Raw genomic sequence first — 19,326 nt, 5'->3', positions numbered from 1 at the left:
AAATATAAATGTTTATGAAATGATATTTTCTTCGGAAGCATCTTCGTCATCATCCTCTGCAGGAATGATATTTATAGACGGTTCTTTCAAGACTTCCTTATTGGCAATGCTTCGCTCTAATGATAATAATAAAGACGGAAGCAACAGTAAATTAGACAACATGGCAAATAGCAATGTTGCAGATACTAATGCGCCCAATGCGACTGTACCGCCAAAACTTGAGGTTGTAAATACAATAAAGCCAAAAAACAGCACGATAGAGGTGTAGAACATACTCACGCCAGTTTCGCGTAACGCTGCGTAAACAGATTTACGAATTTTCCAGTGGTTGGCCTGTAATTCTTGACGGTATTTTGCCAAAAAGTGAATGGTATCATCTACCGAAATCCCAAAGGCAATACTAAATACCAATATGGTTGACGGTTTTATTGGTACACCCAAATAGCCCATTAAGCCTGCTGTAATTACTAACGGTAAGAGGTTTGGGATGAGTGACACAATAATCATTCTAAATGATCTAAACATATAGGCCATAAAAAGTGATATTAAAAATATGGCTAATGATAGCGAGATGGCAAGATTTTTAACCAGGTATTTTGTTCCCTTTTGAAATACCAACGCTTTACCTGTCATCGTCACATTATAACGATCTGTAGGCTGGAAAACTCTGTTTATTTTATTCTGAAGATCTTCTTCAATGCGCTCCATCTTGTCGGTCCCAATATCCTTCATAAACGTTGTTATGCGAGCATATTGTCCTGTACTATCCACAAAGTTCTTTAACAGATCTACATCTGAAGATGAATTTTTAGCATAAGATAAAATGAAGCTATTTTCTTGACTTGTTGGCAATTGGTAATATTTAGGGTTGCCATTGTAATACGCTTGCTTACTGTATTTTACAAGACTTACTACAGATATTGGTCGTGATAATTCTGGAATGTCATCAATAAGATTTTCGAGTTCCTCCATTTTTTTGAGAGTGCTCAGCTTCATTACGCCTTTTTTGCGTTTTGTATCGACCATGATTTCCATGGGCATGATGCCATCAAACTCTTCTTCAAAAAAGCGGATATCAGTAAAGAATTCTTCTTCTTTAGGCATGTCTTCAATGAGACTTCCAGAGATTTTTATTTGATGAATGCCAATAATGCTCAATATAATTAAAATGCACGATGATGCGTAGATGGCAATTTTTTGCTCTCTAACCATTCGCTCAATCCAATTAACAAAGCCACCAATCCATCGTTTATTGAGATGCTCTAAGTGTCTATCTTTTGGGTAAGGTAAAAACGTATAAATAATAGGTATTACCAATAAACACAAGATGAAAATAGCAAGGATGCTGAGTGAGGCTACAATACCAAATTCTTTTAAAAGTGTGCTCTCTGTTAAAATAAAAGTTGCAAAACCAGAGGCAGTTGTCACATTGGTCATTAATGTAGCGTTACCAACTTTTGTGATAACACGTTGTAATGATTTTACTTTATTACCATGAAGTTTTACCTCATGCTGATATTTGTTGATTAAGAAAATACAGTTTGGTATCCCAATCACAATAATTAATGGAGGGATTAGTGCAGTAAGAACCGTAATCTCGTAATTGAGTAAACCAATGATACCAAAAGTCCACATTACTCCAAAACATACTACAATTAGTGAAATAAATGTGGCTCTAAATGATCTAAAGAATAAAAAGAATATCAATGATGTTACACCAAGTGCCAACCCAATAAACAGTCCAATTTCATCGACTATATTTTGAGAATTTAATGTTCTAATATAAGGCATCCCAGAAATCCTGACATCTAGATTATTCGCTTTCTCAAAGCTATCAATCTTGTCTTTGAGGGTAAGCATTATAAAATCTTTTCGTGCTGGTGTATTTACAATGTCTTTTTTAAGATAGATGGCAGTTCTAATCGTTCCAGTTTCCGTATTAAACAAGAAATTATCGTAAAATGGATATTGATTGAATAGTTCATCCTTTAAAGTATCTATTTGCGCGATTGAACTTAAAGAATCTTTTATAAATGGGACGAGATCAAATTTCTCCTCATCATTGTTTTTAACAAGTTTTTGAAGGTCACTAAGCGAGACGACTGTTTCAACTTCGTCAAAAGCTTTGAAATCTTCAGAAAGTTTATTCCAGGCGTTTAACTTTTCCACAGAAAAAAGTGTAGAATCCTTAACTCCCAAAACAATGAGATTGCCTTCCTCTCCAAAAATATCTAGAAATTCATTATAAACAATATTAACTTCGTGATCGTCTGGTAGAAGATTGGCTTCAGTATAGGTAAAACGCATGTTTTTCCATTGAGAACTGAAAAAAATCGTTGCTAAAATGATTACAACGAGAATACCAATTTTGTTGCGCAATATCAATCGTGCAATGACCTCCCAAAAGTTTTTACTAAACAGTTTAAACATGTGCGCTTTAAAAGAAGCGCAAAGTTAGAAAAAACCTAGGGATTACTTATAACAAATACTCATATATTATTGACTTATAAGCTTACATTAAAAGTAAATTTTACAGCAATATTGTCTTCTAAATTAGGGAGGTGATAACCTCCATATCTATAGGCAAAGCTAAGTCCAAAACCAAATAGTAGTCTATTGATTTCAAAGCCAGCTTCAGAATAGCCTTTTGATAGCGTGCCAAATTCAATATTTTCATGACGCTCAATATCATGCATATTGCCTATTGCCAATCTCGATATTAAGACTAATTGCGGTCTATACCGTTCGGTAATTCTAAAAGGCTTTACAAAATGTTTGAGCTGTAACGTAGCAAATCGATCTGAAAAGAACTCATTAAAATACATTGTTTCAAAACTATTGATGCCTGCTACCGAAAAACGCTGAAGAATAGTCTCCTTTGTAATATTGTTTGGATATGCGTGGTAGAGATGTGTCAAAGGCGTTTTTCCTGTTGATAAACCGGTTGTTAGAGTAGCTTCGGTAAATGTATCCTCATTAAATATAAATCTATGCACGGTTCTAAAATCTGTTTTAAAGAAATTAAAATCTCCAGTAATATTGTTTTTAAAACTTTGGGAAAGCTGAAGTGTAAATTTTGGATATCCTTCTTTCTCTATGGAAAGACCTTTGTCGTTAACTTCTTCAGTATTAAAAGGGTTCCATTGCAAAGATATTTTTGCACTGGTGATATCAAATGTTTCGTAAAGTGTACCATCTACATTAAAGATATAACTGTAGGTTGGCTCTATTTTGCTGGTAGCAAATTCTAATTCAGAAAGTAATTTATTAGAAAATTTATGTTCTACGGAAACTGCTTTTGTGATATGCTTATGAAATAAATCAATATTTAATAATCGTGGTTCAAAAAACGAAAAAAATCGTTTGTCAGTCAAAAAGTTAGAACTTCCAGTTTCTTGTAAATCGTCTGTATAAGATAAATTCACCCAAGTTTGTGTAGCTTCATTGACTCGAAATCCACCACCAATTTTATATTTAAATCTATGGTCTTTAAATCCATAGACAACATAACTGTTAATGCGGTATGTTTCAGAAAAAGCATCATTAGTCACCCCTCCAAGTCCTGTTCTTAATCCTTCATATTGATTAAATTTAACGAGGTATCTCATATCAAGATCTAAGAACTTAGTAGGAAAAAACCCGTTGCCCAACTGTTTGATAAATTCTCTTTTGCTCAACGAATCATTTTTCACAGCTGTAGAGTCATTCTCCGTTTTAGGCGATTGAGCGTACAATGCGCAAGTACACAGCATAATGATAATTAAGCAAATAGCTTTGTGCATTAGTTTAGGGATAAATATTTGGATTAATAAAAAAAAGCGACTTTTAATCGTCGCTTTAGAAGTTATACAGTCATGATTTCTTTTTCTTTGACATCATATGTATCGTCTATTTTTTTAACGTATTTATCTGTCATTTGTTGTACGTCAATCTCTGCATTGCTCTTTTGATCTTCAGATGCATCTTCAAGACTTTTAATCTCATGGTTAGCATCCTTACGAGCATTTCTCACACCAATCTTGGCGTCTTCAGCCTCAGCTTTTGCTTGTTTTGCAAGTGTTGTTCTGCGTTCCTCTGTTAACGGTGGCACATTAATTATAATGACATCACCATTGTTCATTGGATTAAAACCTAAATTGGCAATCATAATTCCGCGCTCAATTTCTTGAAGCATATTTTTTTCCCATGGTTGAACTGTAATTGTTCTACCATCTGGAGTATTGACATTTGCGACTTGAGACAGTGGTGTTTGAGAACCATAATAGTCTACCATAACACTCCCTAACATTGCAGGACTTGCTTTACCAGCTCTAATGTTTACAAATTGTTTTTCAAGATGCTTTAAGGCATCATCCATCGCTTCTTTAGTTGAGTCTAATATAAATTTTATGTCTTCGTTCATTTTTTAAACTTTTTTTACTTATCGAATACCAAAAAATAAGCCAAACTTATAAATTGACTTTAGTTCCAATATTTTCTCCGGAAACCACTTTCATCAGGTTCCCTTTTTTATTCATATCAAAAACGATAATTGGTAATTTATTTTCCTGGCTTAACGTAAAGGCTGTTGTATCCATCACCTTGAGTCCTTTTCTTAATACATCATCAAATGTAATATGATCAAACTTTACTGCGGAAACATCTTTTTCAGGATCTGCAGTATAAATACCATCAACACGCGTTCCTTTTAAGATCACATCTGCTTCAATTTCAATAGCTCTCAGCACAGCAGCAGAATCTGTAGTAAAATAAGGATTACCTGTTCCGCCTCCAAAAATCACGACACGACCTTTATTTAAATGGCTCATGGCTTTACGTCTTATAAATGGCTCTGCAACCTCATTGATTTTGATTGCTGTTTGTAATCGTGTTTTTACACCTTCATCTTCCAGTGCGTTTTGCAATGCCAAACCATTAATCACAGTAGCCAGCATGCCCATATGGTCGCCTTGAACACGATCCATACCTGCCATTGCACCCGCAACACCTCTAAAAATGTTTCCACCACCAATAACAATCGCTACTTCAACACCAAGATCTGTAACTTCTTTAATGTCTCTAGCATATTCTGATAACCGCTCAGGATCAATGCCATATTGACGGGAACCCATAAGAGCTTCTCCAGATAATTTAAGTAGGATTCTTTTGTATTTCATGCGAAAGTGTCTATGACATTTTGAAGTGTTTTCAGTTTTTAGAAAACAACGGTTTAGCAAATATAATCATTTCCTCTTTTTAGAAAAGTAGAATTTTATAAATAAAAAACCACTGCGTCTAAATTTAAGAGCAGTGGCTTGTTGGTATCATAATCCCAAATGGTTTGGGTTGTTTTAAAAACGTTTATTATCCTACTGTAGCACGTTTAAATCCAGTAACTTTAACATCACCATAAGATTCTACATACTGGGCAACAGTTTGTTTTTCATCTTTAATAAATCTTTGATCCAGTAATGCTTTTTCTTGATCTAAAGTTGTATTATCAGAAATGAAACGCTCCATTTTACCTGGTAAGATTCTATCCCAGATTTGTTCTGGTTTACCTTCAGCTTTTAATTCTGCTTTTGCATCCTCTTCAGCTTGAGCAATAACTTCTGGAGTTAATTGTGCCATTGAAATATAGCTAGGTACATTTTTTTGAGTTTTACCTAAACGTCCTAACTCGATATTATCTTTTTCAATAACTGCAATTCTAGCTTCTGTTTCTGATGCTACGAAGGCTGCATCAAAATCTTTGTAAGACAATGTTGTTGCTCCCATAGATGCTACTTGCATAGCTACGTCTTTAACCAAAGTTTCAACGTTATCTACTTTTGAAGATAAACCTACTAAAGCTGCAATTTTGTTGATGTGAACATATTGACCAACGTAAGGTGCGTCTAACTTTTCAAAAGCGGTGATGTCTAATTTTTCACCAATAACACCAGTTTGCTCGACTAATTTTTCTGAAACCGTCATGCCTCCAAAATCTGCTGCTAAAAATGCTTCTTTAGTATCGTGGTGTAAAGCAACTTCTGCTAAATCATTTGCTAATGCTACGAAGTTTTCATTTTTTCCAACGAAATCTGTTTCACAACCTAATACGATAGCAACACCAGATGTGTTATCATCATTTATTTTTGCTATTGCAGCACCTTCAGATGAATCTCTGTCAGCTCTCTTTTCTGCAACTTTTTGTCCTTTTTTACGAAGTACTTCGATTGCTTTGTCGAAATCCCCTTCAGCTTCTACTAAGGCTTTTTTGCAGTCCATCATACCTGCACCTGTAGCTTGTCTTAATTTATTTACTTCTGCTGCTGTTACTTTTACCATAACTTCAATATTGTTTTTAAAATTTAAAAAAGTCGTTTAATTTAAACTTTCCGAAGAAAACAACTAAACGACTTATCTATATTATATAATTATTAATTTATTCTTCTTCTTCGTTTGCTGCTACTTTAGCTTTCGCTTTTTTAGGCTCTGCTTTTTTATCTGCTTTTGCCTCTTTTTTAGCTGCTGGTGATTTTTCACTTTTAGCGTCTTTGTCAGCCTTATCAGATTTACGTTCTGTCAAACCGTCTGCTACTGCAGATGCTACTACAGACATAATACATTCTATAGATTTTGATGCATCGTCATTTGCTGGGATTAAATAATCTACTTCACGAGGGTCTGAGTTTGTATCTACCATTGCAAAGATTGGAATATTTAATTTTTGTGCTTCTTTAATGGCGATGTGCTCACGCTTGATATCAACAACAAATAATGCGCCAGGTAAACGTGTCATATCAGAGATAGAACCTAAATTCTTTTCTAGTTTAGCACGTTGACGATCAACTTGTAAACGTTCTTTTTTAGATAATGAGTTGAATGTACCGTCTTTTTTCATACGATCAATCATTGTCATTTTCTTAACCGCTTTTCTAATCGTTACGAAGTTGGTTAACATTCCACCAGGCCAACGCTCTGTAATGTAAGGCATGTTTACACTTCCTGCTTTTTCAGCAACGATGTCTTTAGCTTGTTTTTTTGTTGCAACAAACAAGATTTTTTTACCAGAAGCTGCAATTTTGTGAAGTGCTTCTCCAGTTTCTTGAATTTTTGCTTGTGTTTTGTAAAGGTTGATGATATGGATACCATTACGTTCCATATAAATGTAAGGAGCCATGTTTGGATCCCATTTTCTTGTTAGGTGACCAAAGTGTACACCTGCGTCAAGTAAGTCTTTTACTACTACTTTTTCCATGTTGTAATTGTTTACGTTCTATTAAATTAGCAATGGTTAAGTGGTCGCTCTCGATAATCGAGATTTAATTACTCTTAAGTTTATTTTAAAAATCTTAGACATTTGCCTAAAGCATTTTAAAGACTCACCTATTAAGTAACCTTTTTTGCTCGCCTTCACCATTTAGATGCTAAACTGTACCTGAACTCGTTTCAGGATTTTTTAATCTCTGCTGACATTTGAAAACTTCAAAACCCAGCGTTTTAATTTAAAGCTGTTCCAGTGTTTGACCAGAACAGCTTTGAAAGTTTTTTATATTCCGAAGAAAACCTCGAATAATAAAAAGGAATAGGATTAACGTTTCGAGAACTGGAATTTCTTCCTTGCTTTCTTTTGACCGAACTTTTTACGCTCAACCATACGTGGATCTCTAGTTAATAATCCTTCTGGCTTTAATATTAGTCTGTTTTCTGGATCAAGCTCACACATTGCGCGAGATAATCCTAAACGAATCGCTTCTGCTTGGCCTGTTATGCCTCCACCAAAAACGTTTACTGTAATATCAAAGTTGCCATCGTTGTTAGTCATAGCTAAAGGTTGGTTTACTTTGTACTGCAATGTCGCAGTAGGAAAATAAGCCTCTATGTCTTTTTTGTTAATCGTGATCTTGCCTTTTCCTTCAGCAAGGTACACACGTGCAACAGCCGTCTTTCTACGACCGATTTTGTGAATTACTTCCATTAGTTAACTTTTGTTAAGTCTATTGTTTTTGGTTTTTGAGCCTCGTGAGAGTGCGTTGAACCAACAACGACATTTAAATTACGGAATAAATCTGCACCTAATTTGTTTTTAGGGAGCATTCCTTTTACTGATTTTTCTACGATTCTTGCTGGATCTTTTCCAAACATTTCAGTCGCAGTTAAACTTCTTTGACCACCTGGATAACCTGTGTGACGAATGTATGTTTTGTCATTCCACTTGTTACCTGTTAAGTTGATTTTTTCTGCATTGATAACAATTACGTTATCTCCACAGTCAACATGCGGTGTGAAGTTAGGCTTGTGTTTGCCTCTTAAAAGTATTGCTACTTTAGAAGCTAAACGACCTAGCGTTTGATCTGCAGCGTCAACTAAAACCCACTCTTTATTAACAGTAGCCTTGTTTGCTGAAATCGTTTTGTAGCTTAATGTGTCCACACTTATTAATATTAATTGCCTGTACACGACAGGCGGTTAAACTTTCTCTCTTGAAAAAGAGTTTGCAAATTTACGATTATATATTTGATTACCAAATAGTGTAGATGGATATTTATTGATAAAATTAAAAACAATTATAAAGGGTTAAAAAGCTTTAACTTTTTAACCCTTACTATGATAAATCAATAATTCTATTTTTTTAGAATTTTAGATCTATGATTTTAATCTTTTCATTTTTCTTTTCTCAGACTTTTGTTGCGCTACAGCGTATACTAAAACTGCAATTTCCAAGCCTAATATAGCAATCTTAGCTTTTTTGCTTTTTGTAAGAAAGGTGGTTAAACCTAAAACTTTTGTAAGTATCATTTTTTTTATTTTAAATTATTAATTTAGATTAAGCGTTATCCCTTGGTTGGTGGATCTCTCTTCTATCTTTCTGTTGGTGGTTAATATCTCTCCCGTCCACTTCCTTTTTGTTAATCGCATTTTCTGAAATGCCCGTTTTTTTGACGTCTTCTTTTTCTTTGTTTTTATCTTTATCTGTACTCATAATATGTTATTTTAAGTTATAGAGTAATATAGTATGAAACATAAAAACAGCTTAACTCAAAAGACTTTAAAGTTAACTTGAAACATCAAGTATATAAATTTTGCTAACATTTTAAATTTCTATCCATCCATTGTTTAGTTTTGCAGCTTTAAATTTGGGAAAATGATTTCAGTAGATAATTTAGCAGTAGAATTTAGTGGTCAAACGTTATTTAGTGACGTGTCTTTTACCATTAATGCAGACGATAAAATAGCCTTAATGGGTAAAAACGGAGCAGGGAAATCCACAATGATGAAAATTATTGCAGGTGTCCAAAATCCTACCCGCGGAAATGTGAGAACTCCAAAAGATGCTGTCATAGCCTATTTACCGCAACATTTGCTTACAGAAGATAATACTACAGTCTTTGATGAAGCTTCCAAAGCCTTTAGTCATGTATTTGAAATGCGCGACGAGATGGAAGGCTTAAATAAACAGCTCGAAACCAGAACCGATTATGAATCTGATGAGTACATGAAAATTATTGAGCGTGTTTCAGATTTAGGTGAGAAATATTATGCTTTAGAAGATGTGAACTACGATGCTGAAGTTGAAAAAGCACTCAAAGGTTTGGGATTTAAACAGGATGATTTTAATAGACAAACCAATGAGTTTTCGGGAGGCTGGCGCATGCGTATTGAGCTTGCTAAAATCCTGCTTCAAAAACCAGATTTAATTTTACTGGACGAGCCAACCAATCATATTGATATAGAGTCTGTGATTTGGTTAGAGGATTTTTTAGTCAATAAAGCCAATGCTGTGGTTGTGATTTCTCATGACAGGGCGTTCATTGATAATATTACCAATCGTACTATTGAAGTGACTATGGGTCGCATTTATGATTATAAAGCAAAGTACACGCATTATTTGCAATTGCGTGAGGATAGGAGAGCTCATCAAATTAAAGCCTATCAAGAGCAGCAAAAGTTTATTGCAGATAACCAAGCGTTTATTGATCGTTTTAAAGGCACGTACTCTAAAACCAATCAAGTGACATCCCGTGAGCGCATGTTGGAAAAATTACAGATTATAGAAATTGATGATGTGGATACTTCTGCTTTAAAGTTGAGGTTCCCACCAACGCAGCGATCGGGAGATTATCCAGTCACTATTAAAGAGGTGTCTAAATCCTACGGAAACCATACGGTTTTCAAAAATGCAAATATGTCGATCTCCAGAGGCGAAAAAGTCTGTTTTGTGGGAAGAAATGGTGAAGGTAAATCAACCATGATCAAAGCTATTTTAGGAGAAATCGAAGTAGAAGGCACTTGCAGTTTGGGTCACAATGTTAAGGTTGGTTATTTTGCTCAAAACCAAGCAGCGTTATTAGACGAAAACTTGACGATTTTCCAAACGGTTGATGAAGTTGCCAAAGGCGACGTGCGAACCCAAATTAAAAACATTCTCGGTCGCTTTATGTTTAAAGGTGATGACATAGATAAAAAGGTGAGTATGTTGTCTGGAGGAGAGAAAACAAGACTAGCGATGGTAAAATTATTACTGGAACCTGTAAACTTGTTGATTCTGGATGAGCCTACCAACCATTTGGATTTAAAATCCAAGGATGTCTTAAAAGAAGCTTTGCAAGATTTTGATGGTACTTTGATCCTCGTTTCCCACGATAGGGATTTCTTGCAAGGACTTGCTAAAAAGGTGTTTGAATTTAAAGATCAACGTGTGATTGAGCATTTTGAAACGGTTGATGCGTTTTTGGAACGTAATAGGGTTGAAAGTATTAGGGCTCTTGATTTGTAGATTTAGTCATCTTGACGATAAATGATATCACATTATAAGTGAAATTTGTTTTTTGTCTTTGTTTGTGTTCATTTTGTCTTGAAACAAAACGAATCAAAAATTCAAGTCAATCTGATGAAATTCCTTCGGAACATTCGCTTTCAGAATTACGTGCTTAAAGCTTCGCTTTGCATCTCCATCCTTTCGCTCTTTATTTCTGCAGATTGACATTTTCAATTCTACGAATTGATTTGGGACATGAATATTTCGTTATTATGTGTTATCTTAATGTTATTTCATTTTTGCTAACAGCTAACAGCTAACAGCTAACAGCTAACAGCTAACAGCTAACAGCTAACAGCTAACAGCTAACAGCTAACAGCTAACAGCTAACAGCTAACAGCTAAATGCGTTAGCGATTGCAATGGAAAGCCCACAGCGATCCCGATTTTTATCGGGAGCGCGAGGACTTGTAGTGTAAAGCGCGACCCTTGTGGTAACGCCCAAATTATTAGCCATCTAACTTTTTTCAATTACAATCATTTTAACACCTAAGCGTTTTATTTTTAATTACTTTTGCAAAACTATGCAAGAAGAATTAAGACTTTCGAGTTGGTTACCTACCACAAACAAAGAGGTTAAAATACGCGGTTGGCAAGAATTGGACGTCATACTATTTAGCGGAGACGCTTATGTGGATCATCCAACCTTTGGGCCTGCGGTTATTGGTCGTTTGTTAGAAAGTTTTGGTTTAAAAGTCGCTATCGTACCACAACCTAGTGTGACCGATAATCTTCAGGATTTTGAAAAACTAGGAAAGCCAAGATTGTTTTTTGGCGTGACTGGTGGTTGCATGGACCCGATGGTGAGCAATTACAATGCGAATAAAAAGCGTCGTGATAAAGATGCGTACACACCAAATGGAGATATTGGATTTCGACCAGATTATGCATCTTCGGTGTATAGTAATATTTTAAAAGAAAAATGGCCAGATACACCTGTGTTGATTGGTGGGATTGAAGGTTCTTTGAGACGTGTCACACATTATGATTATTGGAGTGACCAGCTCATGCCAACCATTTTGGAAACGTCCAAAGCAGACATGTTGGTCTACGGAATGGGTGAACAACCCTTACGTGAAATCATTCGATTGTTAGAAAAAGGGGTTCCGTTTAGTAGTTTAAATACCATTAATCAAACTGCGGTATTGTTGAAGGAAGGTGAGGATATCCCAAAGAACAGTAATTGGGAAGATGTAGAAATCGCATCCCACGAAACCTGTTTAAAAGACAAAAAGCAATACGCCTCTAATTTTAAGGTGATTGAGCAAGAGTCCAATAAACTGGCTGCGCGACGTATTTTTCAGAAAGTAGGAGATAAGACCTTGATGATCAATCCGCCTTATCCAACCATGACAGAAGCTGAGATTGATGCGTCTTTCGATTTGCCTTACACACGATTACCGCATCCAAAATATAATAAGCGAGGACCAATTCCTGCTTATGAAATGATCAAGACCTCTATAAACATCCATAGAGGCTGTTTTGGTGGTTGTAGCTTTTGTACGATTTCTGCACATCAAGGAAAATTTATTGCGTCACGTAGTAAAGAATCGATTTTGAGAGAAGTCGATATCGTTGCGAATATGCCAGATTTTAAAGGTTATTTGAGTGATATTGGTGGGCCAAGTGCCAACATGTACCAAATGAAAGGCAAAGTGCAATCTATTTGCGACAAGTGTGTCGCACCTAGTTGTATTTCGCCAGTGATTTGTAGTAATCTGGATACCTCTCACAAACCGCTTACCGAATTATACCAAGCGGTGGACAGTCACCCAAAAATAAAAAAATCGTTTATAGGTTCTGGAATTAGACATGATATGTTGGTGCCAGAATTCAATAAAAATGCAGACCCAAAAGAATTAGATGATTATACGGAAGAGGTGATGACCAAGCATGTTTCCGGACGATTAAAAGTCGCGCCAGAGCACACGAGTGATCCTGTATTAAAATTAATGCGGAAACCGTCGTTCTCCTATTTTCATAAGTTTAAGGAGCGCTTTGATAAGATCAACATTAAGAACAAACTGAACTTACAGTTAATCCCTTATTTTATTTCGAATCATCCCGCTTGCGAAGTTGAGGATATGGCAAATCTTGCTGCCGAAACCAAGGATATGGGTTTTCAGTTGGAACAAGTACAAGGGTTTACACCAACACCAATGACGGTTGCTACGGTGATTTACTACAGTGGTTACCACCCGTACACGCTTAAAAAAGTAGATACACCAAAAACCAGAAAGGAAAAAGATGAACAACACCGTTTCTTCTTTTGGTATAAGGATGAAAACAAAGCGTGGATTAAAAAGACCTTAAATAAACTTGGTCGCCATGATTTACTAAAAGTGCTCCTTCCCGAAAAAGAGGAAAAATGGCGCAAGAACAAACCTAGTGGAGACGCTAAAAACACGTTTGATGATGCGGTGCCTTTTAACCAGCGGAAGAATAAGGTTAAGTATAAGGAGAGGAAGAAAAAGAGGAGGAGATAGGTTATTTATTTTTAATAATCTTTTCTTTCAATTCTTGTAAAGATAAAGTAATGCCTTTTTTGCGATGTACCATTCTATGACAATTAGCGCACAAAACTTCCAAATCTGTTTCTGGGTTTGTTATTTTTTCTTCTCCTTTGTTTTCAGATAATGGTTTTATGTGATGAACTTCAATGAATCCTTTTCCCCAATCTCCATAAAATTCTTGAAAGTTAAAGCCACAAGCTGCACACTCTAGTCCATGAATGTTTATTGCTTCATTTCTAATGGAAGGTTGTCTTTCGTATTTACTTGATGTAACTACTTTTTTTCCTCCTTCAGTATTACCTGTTTTATACTCAGATTCACTTTCTTGAATACCTATAAGATCATCAAAAGTATGTTTGTAATCTTTTGCATTTAAATCTGAATATTTTTCGATAATTTCCCAAACTTGCTCTTCCGCTTTATCTATTAAATTATCAAAAACACTATGAGCTTCCTTGCCTAAAGGACTTGGTTTTTTATTGTCTCCTAACCAGCCAATGCGTTGCGAATTTGGTAAGTGACTATCAAAACCATCTCGAGTATTTTTTAAGCTTCGTTCGAAAGCTAAAATAGTTCTTCCACCATTTAATTTCTCATAAAAAATTCTGTAGGCATTATTCCATTTGTCAACTTTAAAACGTAGAGGTGGAGAGGGATAGTTTGCGTTTTTATCTACCTCACCAAACTTTGATAAATAAAAACCCACTTCTAAAAACTCTTTGCTTCTTTTTTCCAATTTAGTTAAGATTAAGACTAAAGATGATTTTTTGTTTAAAAATTATTGGTTAGTTTTTCTGTCTTCAGTTATACTTTTAACAACTTCGATTGTCTCATTTGTATCCCAAGGAGTTATTCCACTCCTGAAAAAATAAGCTCCAAACTTTCCTAAAATCTCATTTGTTAATTCATCACTTAAGGATATTATTCTATCATAATCATCAAGCAATGTTTGTTTTTTAATCATTTGATATTTAGAAATTAATACGTGTCCTCCTACGAAAAGTGGACATGGAGGTAAAAATCTGTCGTATCCAGCAAATTTCGGATTATCATTTAATGCTTTCTGAATGTTTTCTGCTCCTCTTTTACTTCCTGTATTACTGGGAAATTCATTGAGTTTAATTAAGCAAACGAGTAAACTTTCAAAACTTTTACTCGCGACATTACATCTAGGAGTTACAATTAAAAAACAAGTTTCTTGATCCTTTTTTTGAAGAAAAATATCTCCAGTCCAAAATTTAAAAGCACTAATTCTTTGTAAATAATGTTCAACTGGATTAAAAAAATCAGGAGTAATGCCACCAGTATCTTTATCTAAATCAGGAGCCAGAAGATTTGACATTAAAGATCTAAGAGCAATCCGTTGAAAAATTTTCTGTGTACGCTCTTTTGAACCTTTCTCTTTGGCTTTTACGATAGAGTCAATTATAGATTCAATTTGAGTGTTTTTGTTGAATTGTTTTGTAAAAGATAGGTTTAAGTCCTTTAATAATTGGTTTTGTAATAATCCGTCCGGACAGAACACATCAATAAAACCTGATTCGTAAAGGTTTTTGATCTTATCAAAAATTACTGTAATTTCTTTATCCTTGTCAATTTTAAATACTGTGCCTTGATTTTCATACTTGCCATCTAATGCTTGAAGATATCCACTATATACAAATATAGGAATGTTATAATTAGAGAAGCTTTCGTTAATATTTTCTAAAAATTCCGCATCTTTTTGATGTAGTTCATTTGTATCTGGATCACTACTTAAAAGATCAAAAATAAGTGCTTTTATATTTACTCTATTCTCAGATAACGCTTGTTCAAATTTTTCTTTTGTCTCACAAATGATATAATCTAGATCGATGTCATTTTGATCAAAGAGATTCTTATAACCTTCTAAAAGTTTTATTTCATTATCCAAATGGATGACTTTTCCTCTACTCATCTTCTTCTTTTTTAATAATAAATGCGGGTCCTGTTTCTCTGTTTTCGGCATAAATTTCCCAATTATTTCTAGAAAGAATGCTTTGAGTGAAAGCCAAGCCGAGACCAGTCGCATTTTTTTCCTGTCTTGTGGTGACTCCATAATTAAAAATATGCTCTATAATACTTTCGTTAATAAAAGGACCTGAATTTATAATTACAAAATTTTCATTCTCCATAAAAAATGAAATCTTTTTTTCGTTTGGGGATTTTTTAAGCCAGTAAACAGCATTATTTATTATATTCAAAAAGGTAATCCAAAACGCATATTCTAAATCTGAAATTTCATAGTCAGTTATTCTATCATCAACATTTATATTTATATTAAATTCCTCTATGTCTGACTTGTATAAATTACAGACTCTAAGAAAAGTGTCATAAGGCTTAAATTTCTTTTTTCTCGTTCGACCTATAGCAGGTTGAAGAGATTTTCTTAAATCAACAAGAATATTTGTTGCATGATCTAAAGTGTTTATATCGAAAACAAAACTTTTTAATGCTTCAGGATCTATTTTAGTTTTTTTGAAATCTAAAGAAGATTTCGTCGTTCTTAATCCTGAAATTGGCTGAGCCATTTCATGATAAACAAGCTCTAAACCACTTCCTAATGAAGCGAGTCTCTCAGAAAAGGATAATGAGTCTTCTAAATTATCTAAAGAAGTATCTATTTCTTTCATGAATTTTTCAGAGTATTTTCTGATAAAACTAACGTTGTCATTGGATTTAATTTTATCCAGAAAATCTTTAGTTCGAGGTCTATCATGCTTGCTTTTAGGAACTCTTCCGATACCATGAATCGTTCTAAAATTACCTCTTTTTCTACCTAAGTTTTTAAAAATCACTGACAACGTATTTTTAACTTGAATAAAAGCAGTATTTTCTAAAAAGCCTTCTCTATTGGTTTTTTCTTCTAGTGTATCATTTTCTGGAGAGTTAAAATATACATAACCTAATATTTGATTTGTGTTTACATTTCCAGTAGGATTTTGAACTCTTTCTTTAGAAAGGCCAATCCAATCTTCTACTTCTTCTCCATAAGGCTTAACTCCAAAACCATTTTTGGATATTCTTAAACCTTGCACGCTTTTAAAAGCGTTTTTAAAAGCAGTACCAGTCTTAAACTTTGTTTGGTTAGATAACTTTTCTAAATTTTCTTTTTCACCTATATCATAGACCCTTATATCAAAGTAATATTCGCCAGTTTCTTGTCTGTATTCTTTTTCAAATAAGTCTAGAGTTTTATTTTTTGTTTTTCTCTTCTTAAAATCAATAATCTCTGTAATGTTGATTTCTAATTTTTCTTCATACTCTTGATCCAAGAGTCTCTTGTTTGAGAAATATCCTAAAACATTTCCATCTTTATTTACTTTGCCATATACTCTGTAATCATAAATAGATTGAATAGGTATTGCATCTATTTTTTGCCAATCAGTATTGTTTTCTATTTGTTCCGGTAAAAGGTTTGTCCCAAATTCTAAATTAAAGTTGAGTACGTTTTTTATTTTTTTGCCTTTATCAATTATACCTTTATTTATTAATTCTTTCTCTATTTCTGAGCTTAGTTTTAAAGGTGTAATTAGAGTTGATAAGGATTTATAAAAACTAGTTTCTTTTAAAGGTTCATCAATAATACTATCTAGTTCATTTTTATTAAAATCTTCTCTAAGTATTTTTAATACTGAATCATCTAAATCTTCAACAATTATTAGTGTGCCTTTATTAAACTCATATAAATCATTGTTATCTAAAAATCCAATTAATTCTTCGTTCGGACTAGTATGTCTTTCTTTAAGGAGTTCTGATTCTAGGAATAATTTGCGATAATCATTAATTTCATCACCAGGAAATTCGATTTTTGAGAGCAGAATATCTTCTTTAAAAAGTTCTCTGTTAATTGTTAACCAATAATATGGAGTGTTTGGAGACATTCTAGTAATAACACTAATATTATGGCCAAGGGCCATAGATGCAAGACGTCCAATTCCTTTACTACCTAAAACTTGTCTTTTATAAATTGGACTGATTTTATTAGTGTTTCTTTTGCTACTTACCGAAGGTTTGAGCCAATCACCAAATAGGATGCTTGAGTCCATTCCAGATCCATCGTCATATATTAAAGCAAATGATTTCTTTGATTCGTTTGAATAATTTATATAAACTTTACAGTTAGTTGCATCTGCATCATATCCGTTTTTAACTAATTCATTAATCGCTGTACTTGGATGTCCAATGAGTTCTTCTCCCATTTGTATTATAGACATTGCTCCTGGTTGAAAAGAATGTTTTTTCATTTTAGAATATTCTCCATCTTAAAGTTGTTCTTTTATTTTTTTAGCAATTTCATTTGCCATTAAAGGAGGAACTGCGTTCCCAATTTGTCTAAATGCAGCAGTTCTTCCACCTTCAAAAAAGAAATTATCTGGAAAAGACTGTATTCTTGCAGCTTCTCTAACTGATAAAGACCTTACTTGTTTTGTATCTGGATAGATATAATGATGTCCATCTTTTGCTATGTGTGCAACCATTGTATGAGATAACCCATTAATGTCTACAACTTTATATCTATCAACAAAAGACTTTTCGTTTTTATGAGTTTTAAGCTCAGTTGGTAAATCTGGATACCTTAGTCTTTCAGATTTTTTCAACCATTTTTTTATCGCAATTTTATAAATTTTTAAGTCTCTTTCTATGTTTGGTCTAGCGACATGTTGGGTTACAAAATCAACACCATTACGTATTTCAAATTTTTCTAAATATTCTGTAGTTGGGTTAGCGTATTTTGTAACGTTATTTAGCTCGCCAGGTTTTAGTTTTTTTAAATCTGATAAAATCTGACTTACTGCATACTCTTCATTAACTTTATCAAATTCAGGATAGTTAAAATCTGTACCTTTTTGCCAACCTATTAAAATTATACGTCTTCTTTTTTGTAAAACTCCAAAATGCTCAGATTTTTGAATTGTGAAATCCAATTCATAACCTAAGCGTTTAAAATAGGTTCGCATATTTTTAAAATAGGTTCCTTCTTCCGCAGTTATTAAACCCATAACATTTTCAAAAACAAACACTTTAGGTGTGTATTTTTTTAAGAATTTGGCATATTCTTTATAGAGAAAATTACGAGAATCGTTTTTCATTCTGTCTTTATCTCTGTTTCTTCCAACAAGGGAATAAGCTTGACAAGGTGGACCACCAATAATTAAATCTATTTTTTCTTTCTTTAAAAGTTTATCGATTTTACTAAAAATAACATCGTTGTTTTTTCCACCAATAGGAATATTTATTACAGAATTTGAGATTTCAGAGTTTCCAAATTTTTTTAAAAAATCCTCACGAGTCATTTTTTCAGAAATGTAATCGTAATAATTTTGAGTTTTGTTTTCAGATTTTAATTTATGATAAACTAATCTGGTTTCTAAAGTATCACAAGCTTTTTTGTCAATTTCGACATGTGCGATTGGGTTAAAACCAGCTGTTATAAAACCCTCAGAAAGTCCGCCAGCTCCAGAAAATAAATCAATGAAATTTAATTTATTTTTCATCTTCAAACTCTTTATCATTAAAAAAAGTTGTAAAGTTTTCTCCTAGTCCACAAATTATTCTGTCTAATACTCTCACGGTAACATTTCGTTTTCCCGTTTCTACACCAGTCATATAGGTTCTATCAACATCAGACTTATGAGCTAAAGCTTCTTGAGATAGGTTTTGTGCTTTTCTAAGCGTAAGTATTCGCTGTCCGATTTTTTTGTTAATACTCATATAATTTGAAAAAAAATATAGCCAAATTTAGTCTCATGTTGTATTTATTACAACGGACTATGAGTCACTTTTTGATAAAATGTAGTTTGGTTAAATTCAATGATGCAATTGAATTGGCAGTACATGTCTTTGTGATTTTCTAAGATTTAATCAGCAAGTACATATTAAGATATATGAAGAAGAAGTGCAGGTAAAATAATTTCTACCAAATAGAAACAGTATTTTTTTTATTCAAATTATAAATGAGTGATTTTAGTTTAAGATTTTTATACGCTTAAACCAATTTAAAGGTTATTCC

Annotated in this window: 17 protein-coding genes; 2 read left to right on the top strand and 15 right to left on the bottom strand. The window is 33.6% G+C overall.

Features of this window, described 5'->3' with window-relative positions; all coding sequences use genetic code 11:
• Positions 1-12: 12 nt before the first annotated feature.
• From GQ40_RS11385 to GQ40_RS17740, 10 genes are all read right to left on the bottom strand, one after another.
• On the bottom strand, positions 13-2,430 hold the full coding sequence (locus tag GQ40_RS11385) for an efflux RND transporter permease subunit (RefSeq protein WP_047548313.1): 2,418 nt from the start codon (positions 2,428-2,430) through the stop codon (positions 13-15).
• Between the two features lie 74 nt (positions 2,431-2,504).
• Positions 2,505-3,782, bottom strand: a complete 1,278-nt coding sequence (locus GQ40_RS11380; protein ID WP_047548310.1) for a hypothetical protein — start codon at positions 3,780-3,782, stop codon at positions 2,505-2,507.
• Between the two features lie 62 nt (positions 3,783-3,844).
• Positions 3,845-4,402, bottom strand: a complete 558-nt coding sequence (gene frr / locus GQ40_RS11375; RefSeq protein ID WP_047548306.1) for a ribosome recycling factor — start codon at positions 4,400-4,402, stop codon at positions 3,845-3,847.
• A 46-nt stretch (positions 4,403-4,448) separates the two neighbouring features.
• A complete protein-coding gene (gene pyrH, locus GQ40_RS11370) occupies positions 4,449-5,156 on the bottom strand; it encodes a UMP kinase (protein ID WP_047548303.1) in 708 nt (235 codons plus the stop codon).
• 187 nt (positions 5,157-5,343) lie between these two features.
• Entirely contained in the window at positions 5,344-6,309 is a 966-nt protein-coding gene (tsf, locus tag GQ40_RS11365; RefSeq protein WP_047548300.1) for a translation elongation factor Ts, read from the bottom strand.
• A gap of 97 nt (positions 6,310-6,406) precedes the next feature.
• Positions 6,407-7,222 (bottom strand): 30S ribosomal protein S2, encoded by an 816-nt coding sequence (gene rpsB / locus GQ40_RS11360; RefSeq protein ID WP_047548296.1) that lies wholly within the window; start codon positions 7,220-7,222, stop codon positions 6,407-6,409.
• Positions 7,223-7,555: 333 nt separating this feature from the next.
• Positions 7,556-7,942 carry a 30S ribosomal protein S9 gene (gene rpsI, locus GQ40_RS11355; protein WP_047548293.1) on the bottom strand — a complete coding sequence of 129 codons (387 nt, stop codon included), beginning with the start codon at positions 7,940-7,942 and terminating at the stop codon, positions 7,556-7,558.
• Positions 7,942-8,397 (bottom strand): 50S ribosomal protein L13, encoded by a 456-nt coding sequence (rplM, locus tag GQ40_RS11350; protein ID WP_047551879.1) that lies wholly within the window; start codon positions 8,395-8,397, stop codon positions 7,942-7,944. Before rplM ends, rpsI begins: the two co-directional genes overlap by 1 nt.
• Before the next feature lie 213 nt (positions 8,398-8,610).
• Positions 8,611-8,763 carry a hypothetical protein gene (locus GQ40_RS17610; protein WP_156115573.1) on the bottom strand — a complete coding sequence of 51 codons (153 nt, stop codon included), beginning with the start codon at positions 8,761-8,763 and terminating at the stop codon, positions 8,611-8,613.
• Positions 8,764-8,791: 28 nt separating this feature from the next.
• Complete coding sequence (locus tag GQ40_RS17740; RefSeq protein WP_197052673.1) at positions 8,792-8,947, bottom strand: hypothetical protein; 156 nt, start codon at positions 8,945-8,947, stop codon at positions 8,792-8,794.
• A 162-nt stretch (positions 8,948-9,109) separates the two neighbouring features.
• Between GQ40_RS17740 and GQ40_RS11345 the strand changes: the two genes are divergently transcribed.
• Positions 9,110-10,741: an ABC-F family ATP-binding cassette domain-containing protein gene (locus GQ40_RS11345; protein WP_047548290.1), complete on the top strand. Its 1,632-nt coding sequence runs from the start codon at positions 9,110-9,112 to the stop codon at positions 10,739-10,741.
• A 565-nt stretch (positions 10,742-11,306) separates the two neighbouring features.
• The gene (locus GQ40_RS11340) at positions 11,307-13,268 is read left to right on the top strand and encodes a YgiQ family radical SAM protein (protein WP_047548288.1); all 1,962 of its coding nucleotides are present in this window, start codon (positions 11,307-11,309) and stop codon (positions 13,266-13,268) included.
• Between the two features lies 1 nt (position 13,269).
• Here the strand turns inward: GQ40_RS11340 and GQ40_RS17190 are convergent, their stop codons facing one another.
• Genes GQ40_RS17190 through GQ40_RS11315 form a run of 5 tightly spaced genes read right to left on the bottom strand, consistent with a single transcriptional unit; the run spans position 13,270 to position 19,028 of the window.
• Complete coding sequence (locus tag GQ40_RS17190) at positions 13,270-14,031, bottom strand: HNH endonuclease (RefSeq protein WP_052184233.1); 762 nt, start codon at positions 14,029-14,031, stop codon at positions 13,270-13,272.
• A 42-nt stretch (positions 14,032-14,073) separates the two neighbouring features.
• Positions 14,074-15,231: a hypothetical protein gene (locus tag GQ40_RS11330; protein WP_047548286.1), complete on the bottom strand. Its 1,158-nt coding sequence runs from the start codon at positions 15,229-15,231 to the stop codon at positions 14,074-14,076.
• Positions 15,224-17,560, bottom strand: coding sequence for a sensor histidine kinase (locus GQ40_RS11325; protein ID WP_047548283.1), 2,337 nt, complete (start codon positions 17,558-17,560; stop codon positions 15,224-15,226). The genes GQ40_RS11330 and GQ40_RS11325 overlap by 8 nt, the downstream gene beginning before the upstream one ends.
• Before the next feature lie 18 nt (positions 17,561-17,578).
• Positions 17,579-18,811 carry a DNA cytosine methyltransferase gene (locus GQ40_RS11320; RefSeq protein ID WP_047548280.1) on the bottom strand — a complete coding sequence of 411 codons (1,233 nt, stop codon included), beginning with the start codon at positions 18,809-18,811 and terminating at the stop codon, positions 17,579-17,581.
• Complete coding sequence (locus GQ40_RS11315; protein WP_047548277.1) at positions 18,801-19,028, bottom strand: helix-turn-helix domain-containing protein; 228 nt, start codon at positions 19,026-19,028, stop codon at positions 18,801-18,803. The genes GQ40_RS11320 and GQ40_RS11315 overlap by 11 nt, the downstream gene beginning before the upstream one ends.
• Positions 19,029-19,326 lie beyond the last annotated feature (298 nt).

This window comes from Psychroserpens sp. Hel_I_66 (genome assembly GCF_000799465.1).
Taxonomy (GTDB): domain Bacteria; phylum Bacteroidota; class Bacteroidia; order Flavobacteriales; family Flavobacteriaceae; genus Psychroserpens.
This window is presented reverse-complemented; position numbering and strand designations above follow the sequence as displayed.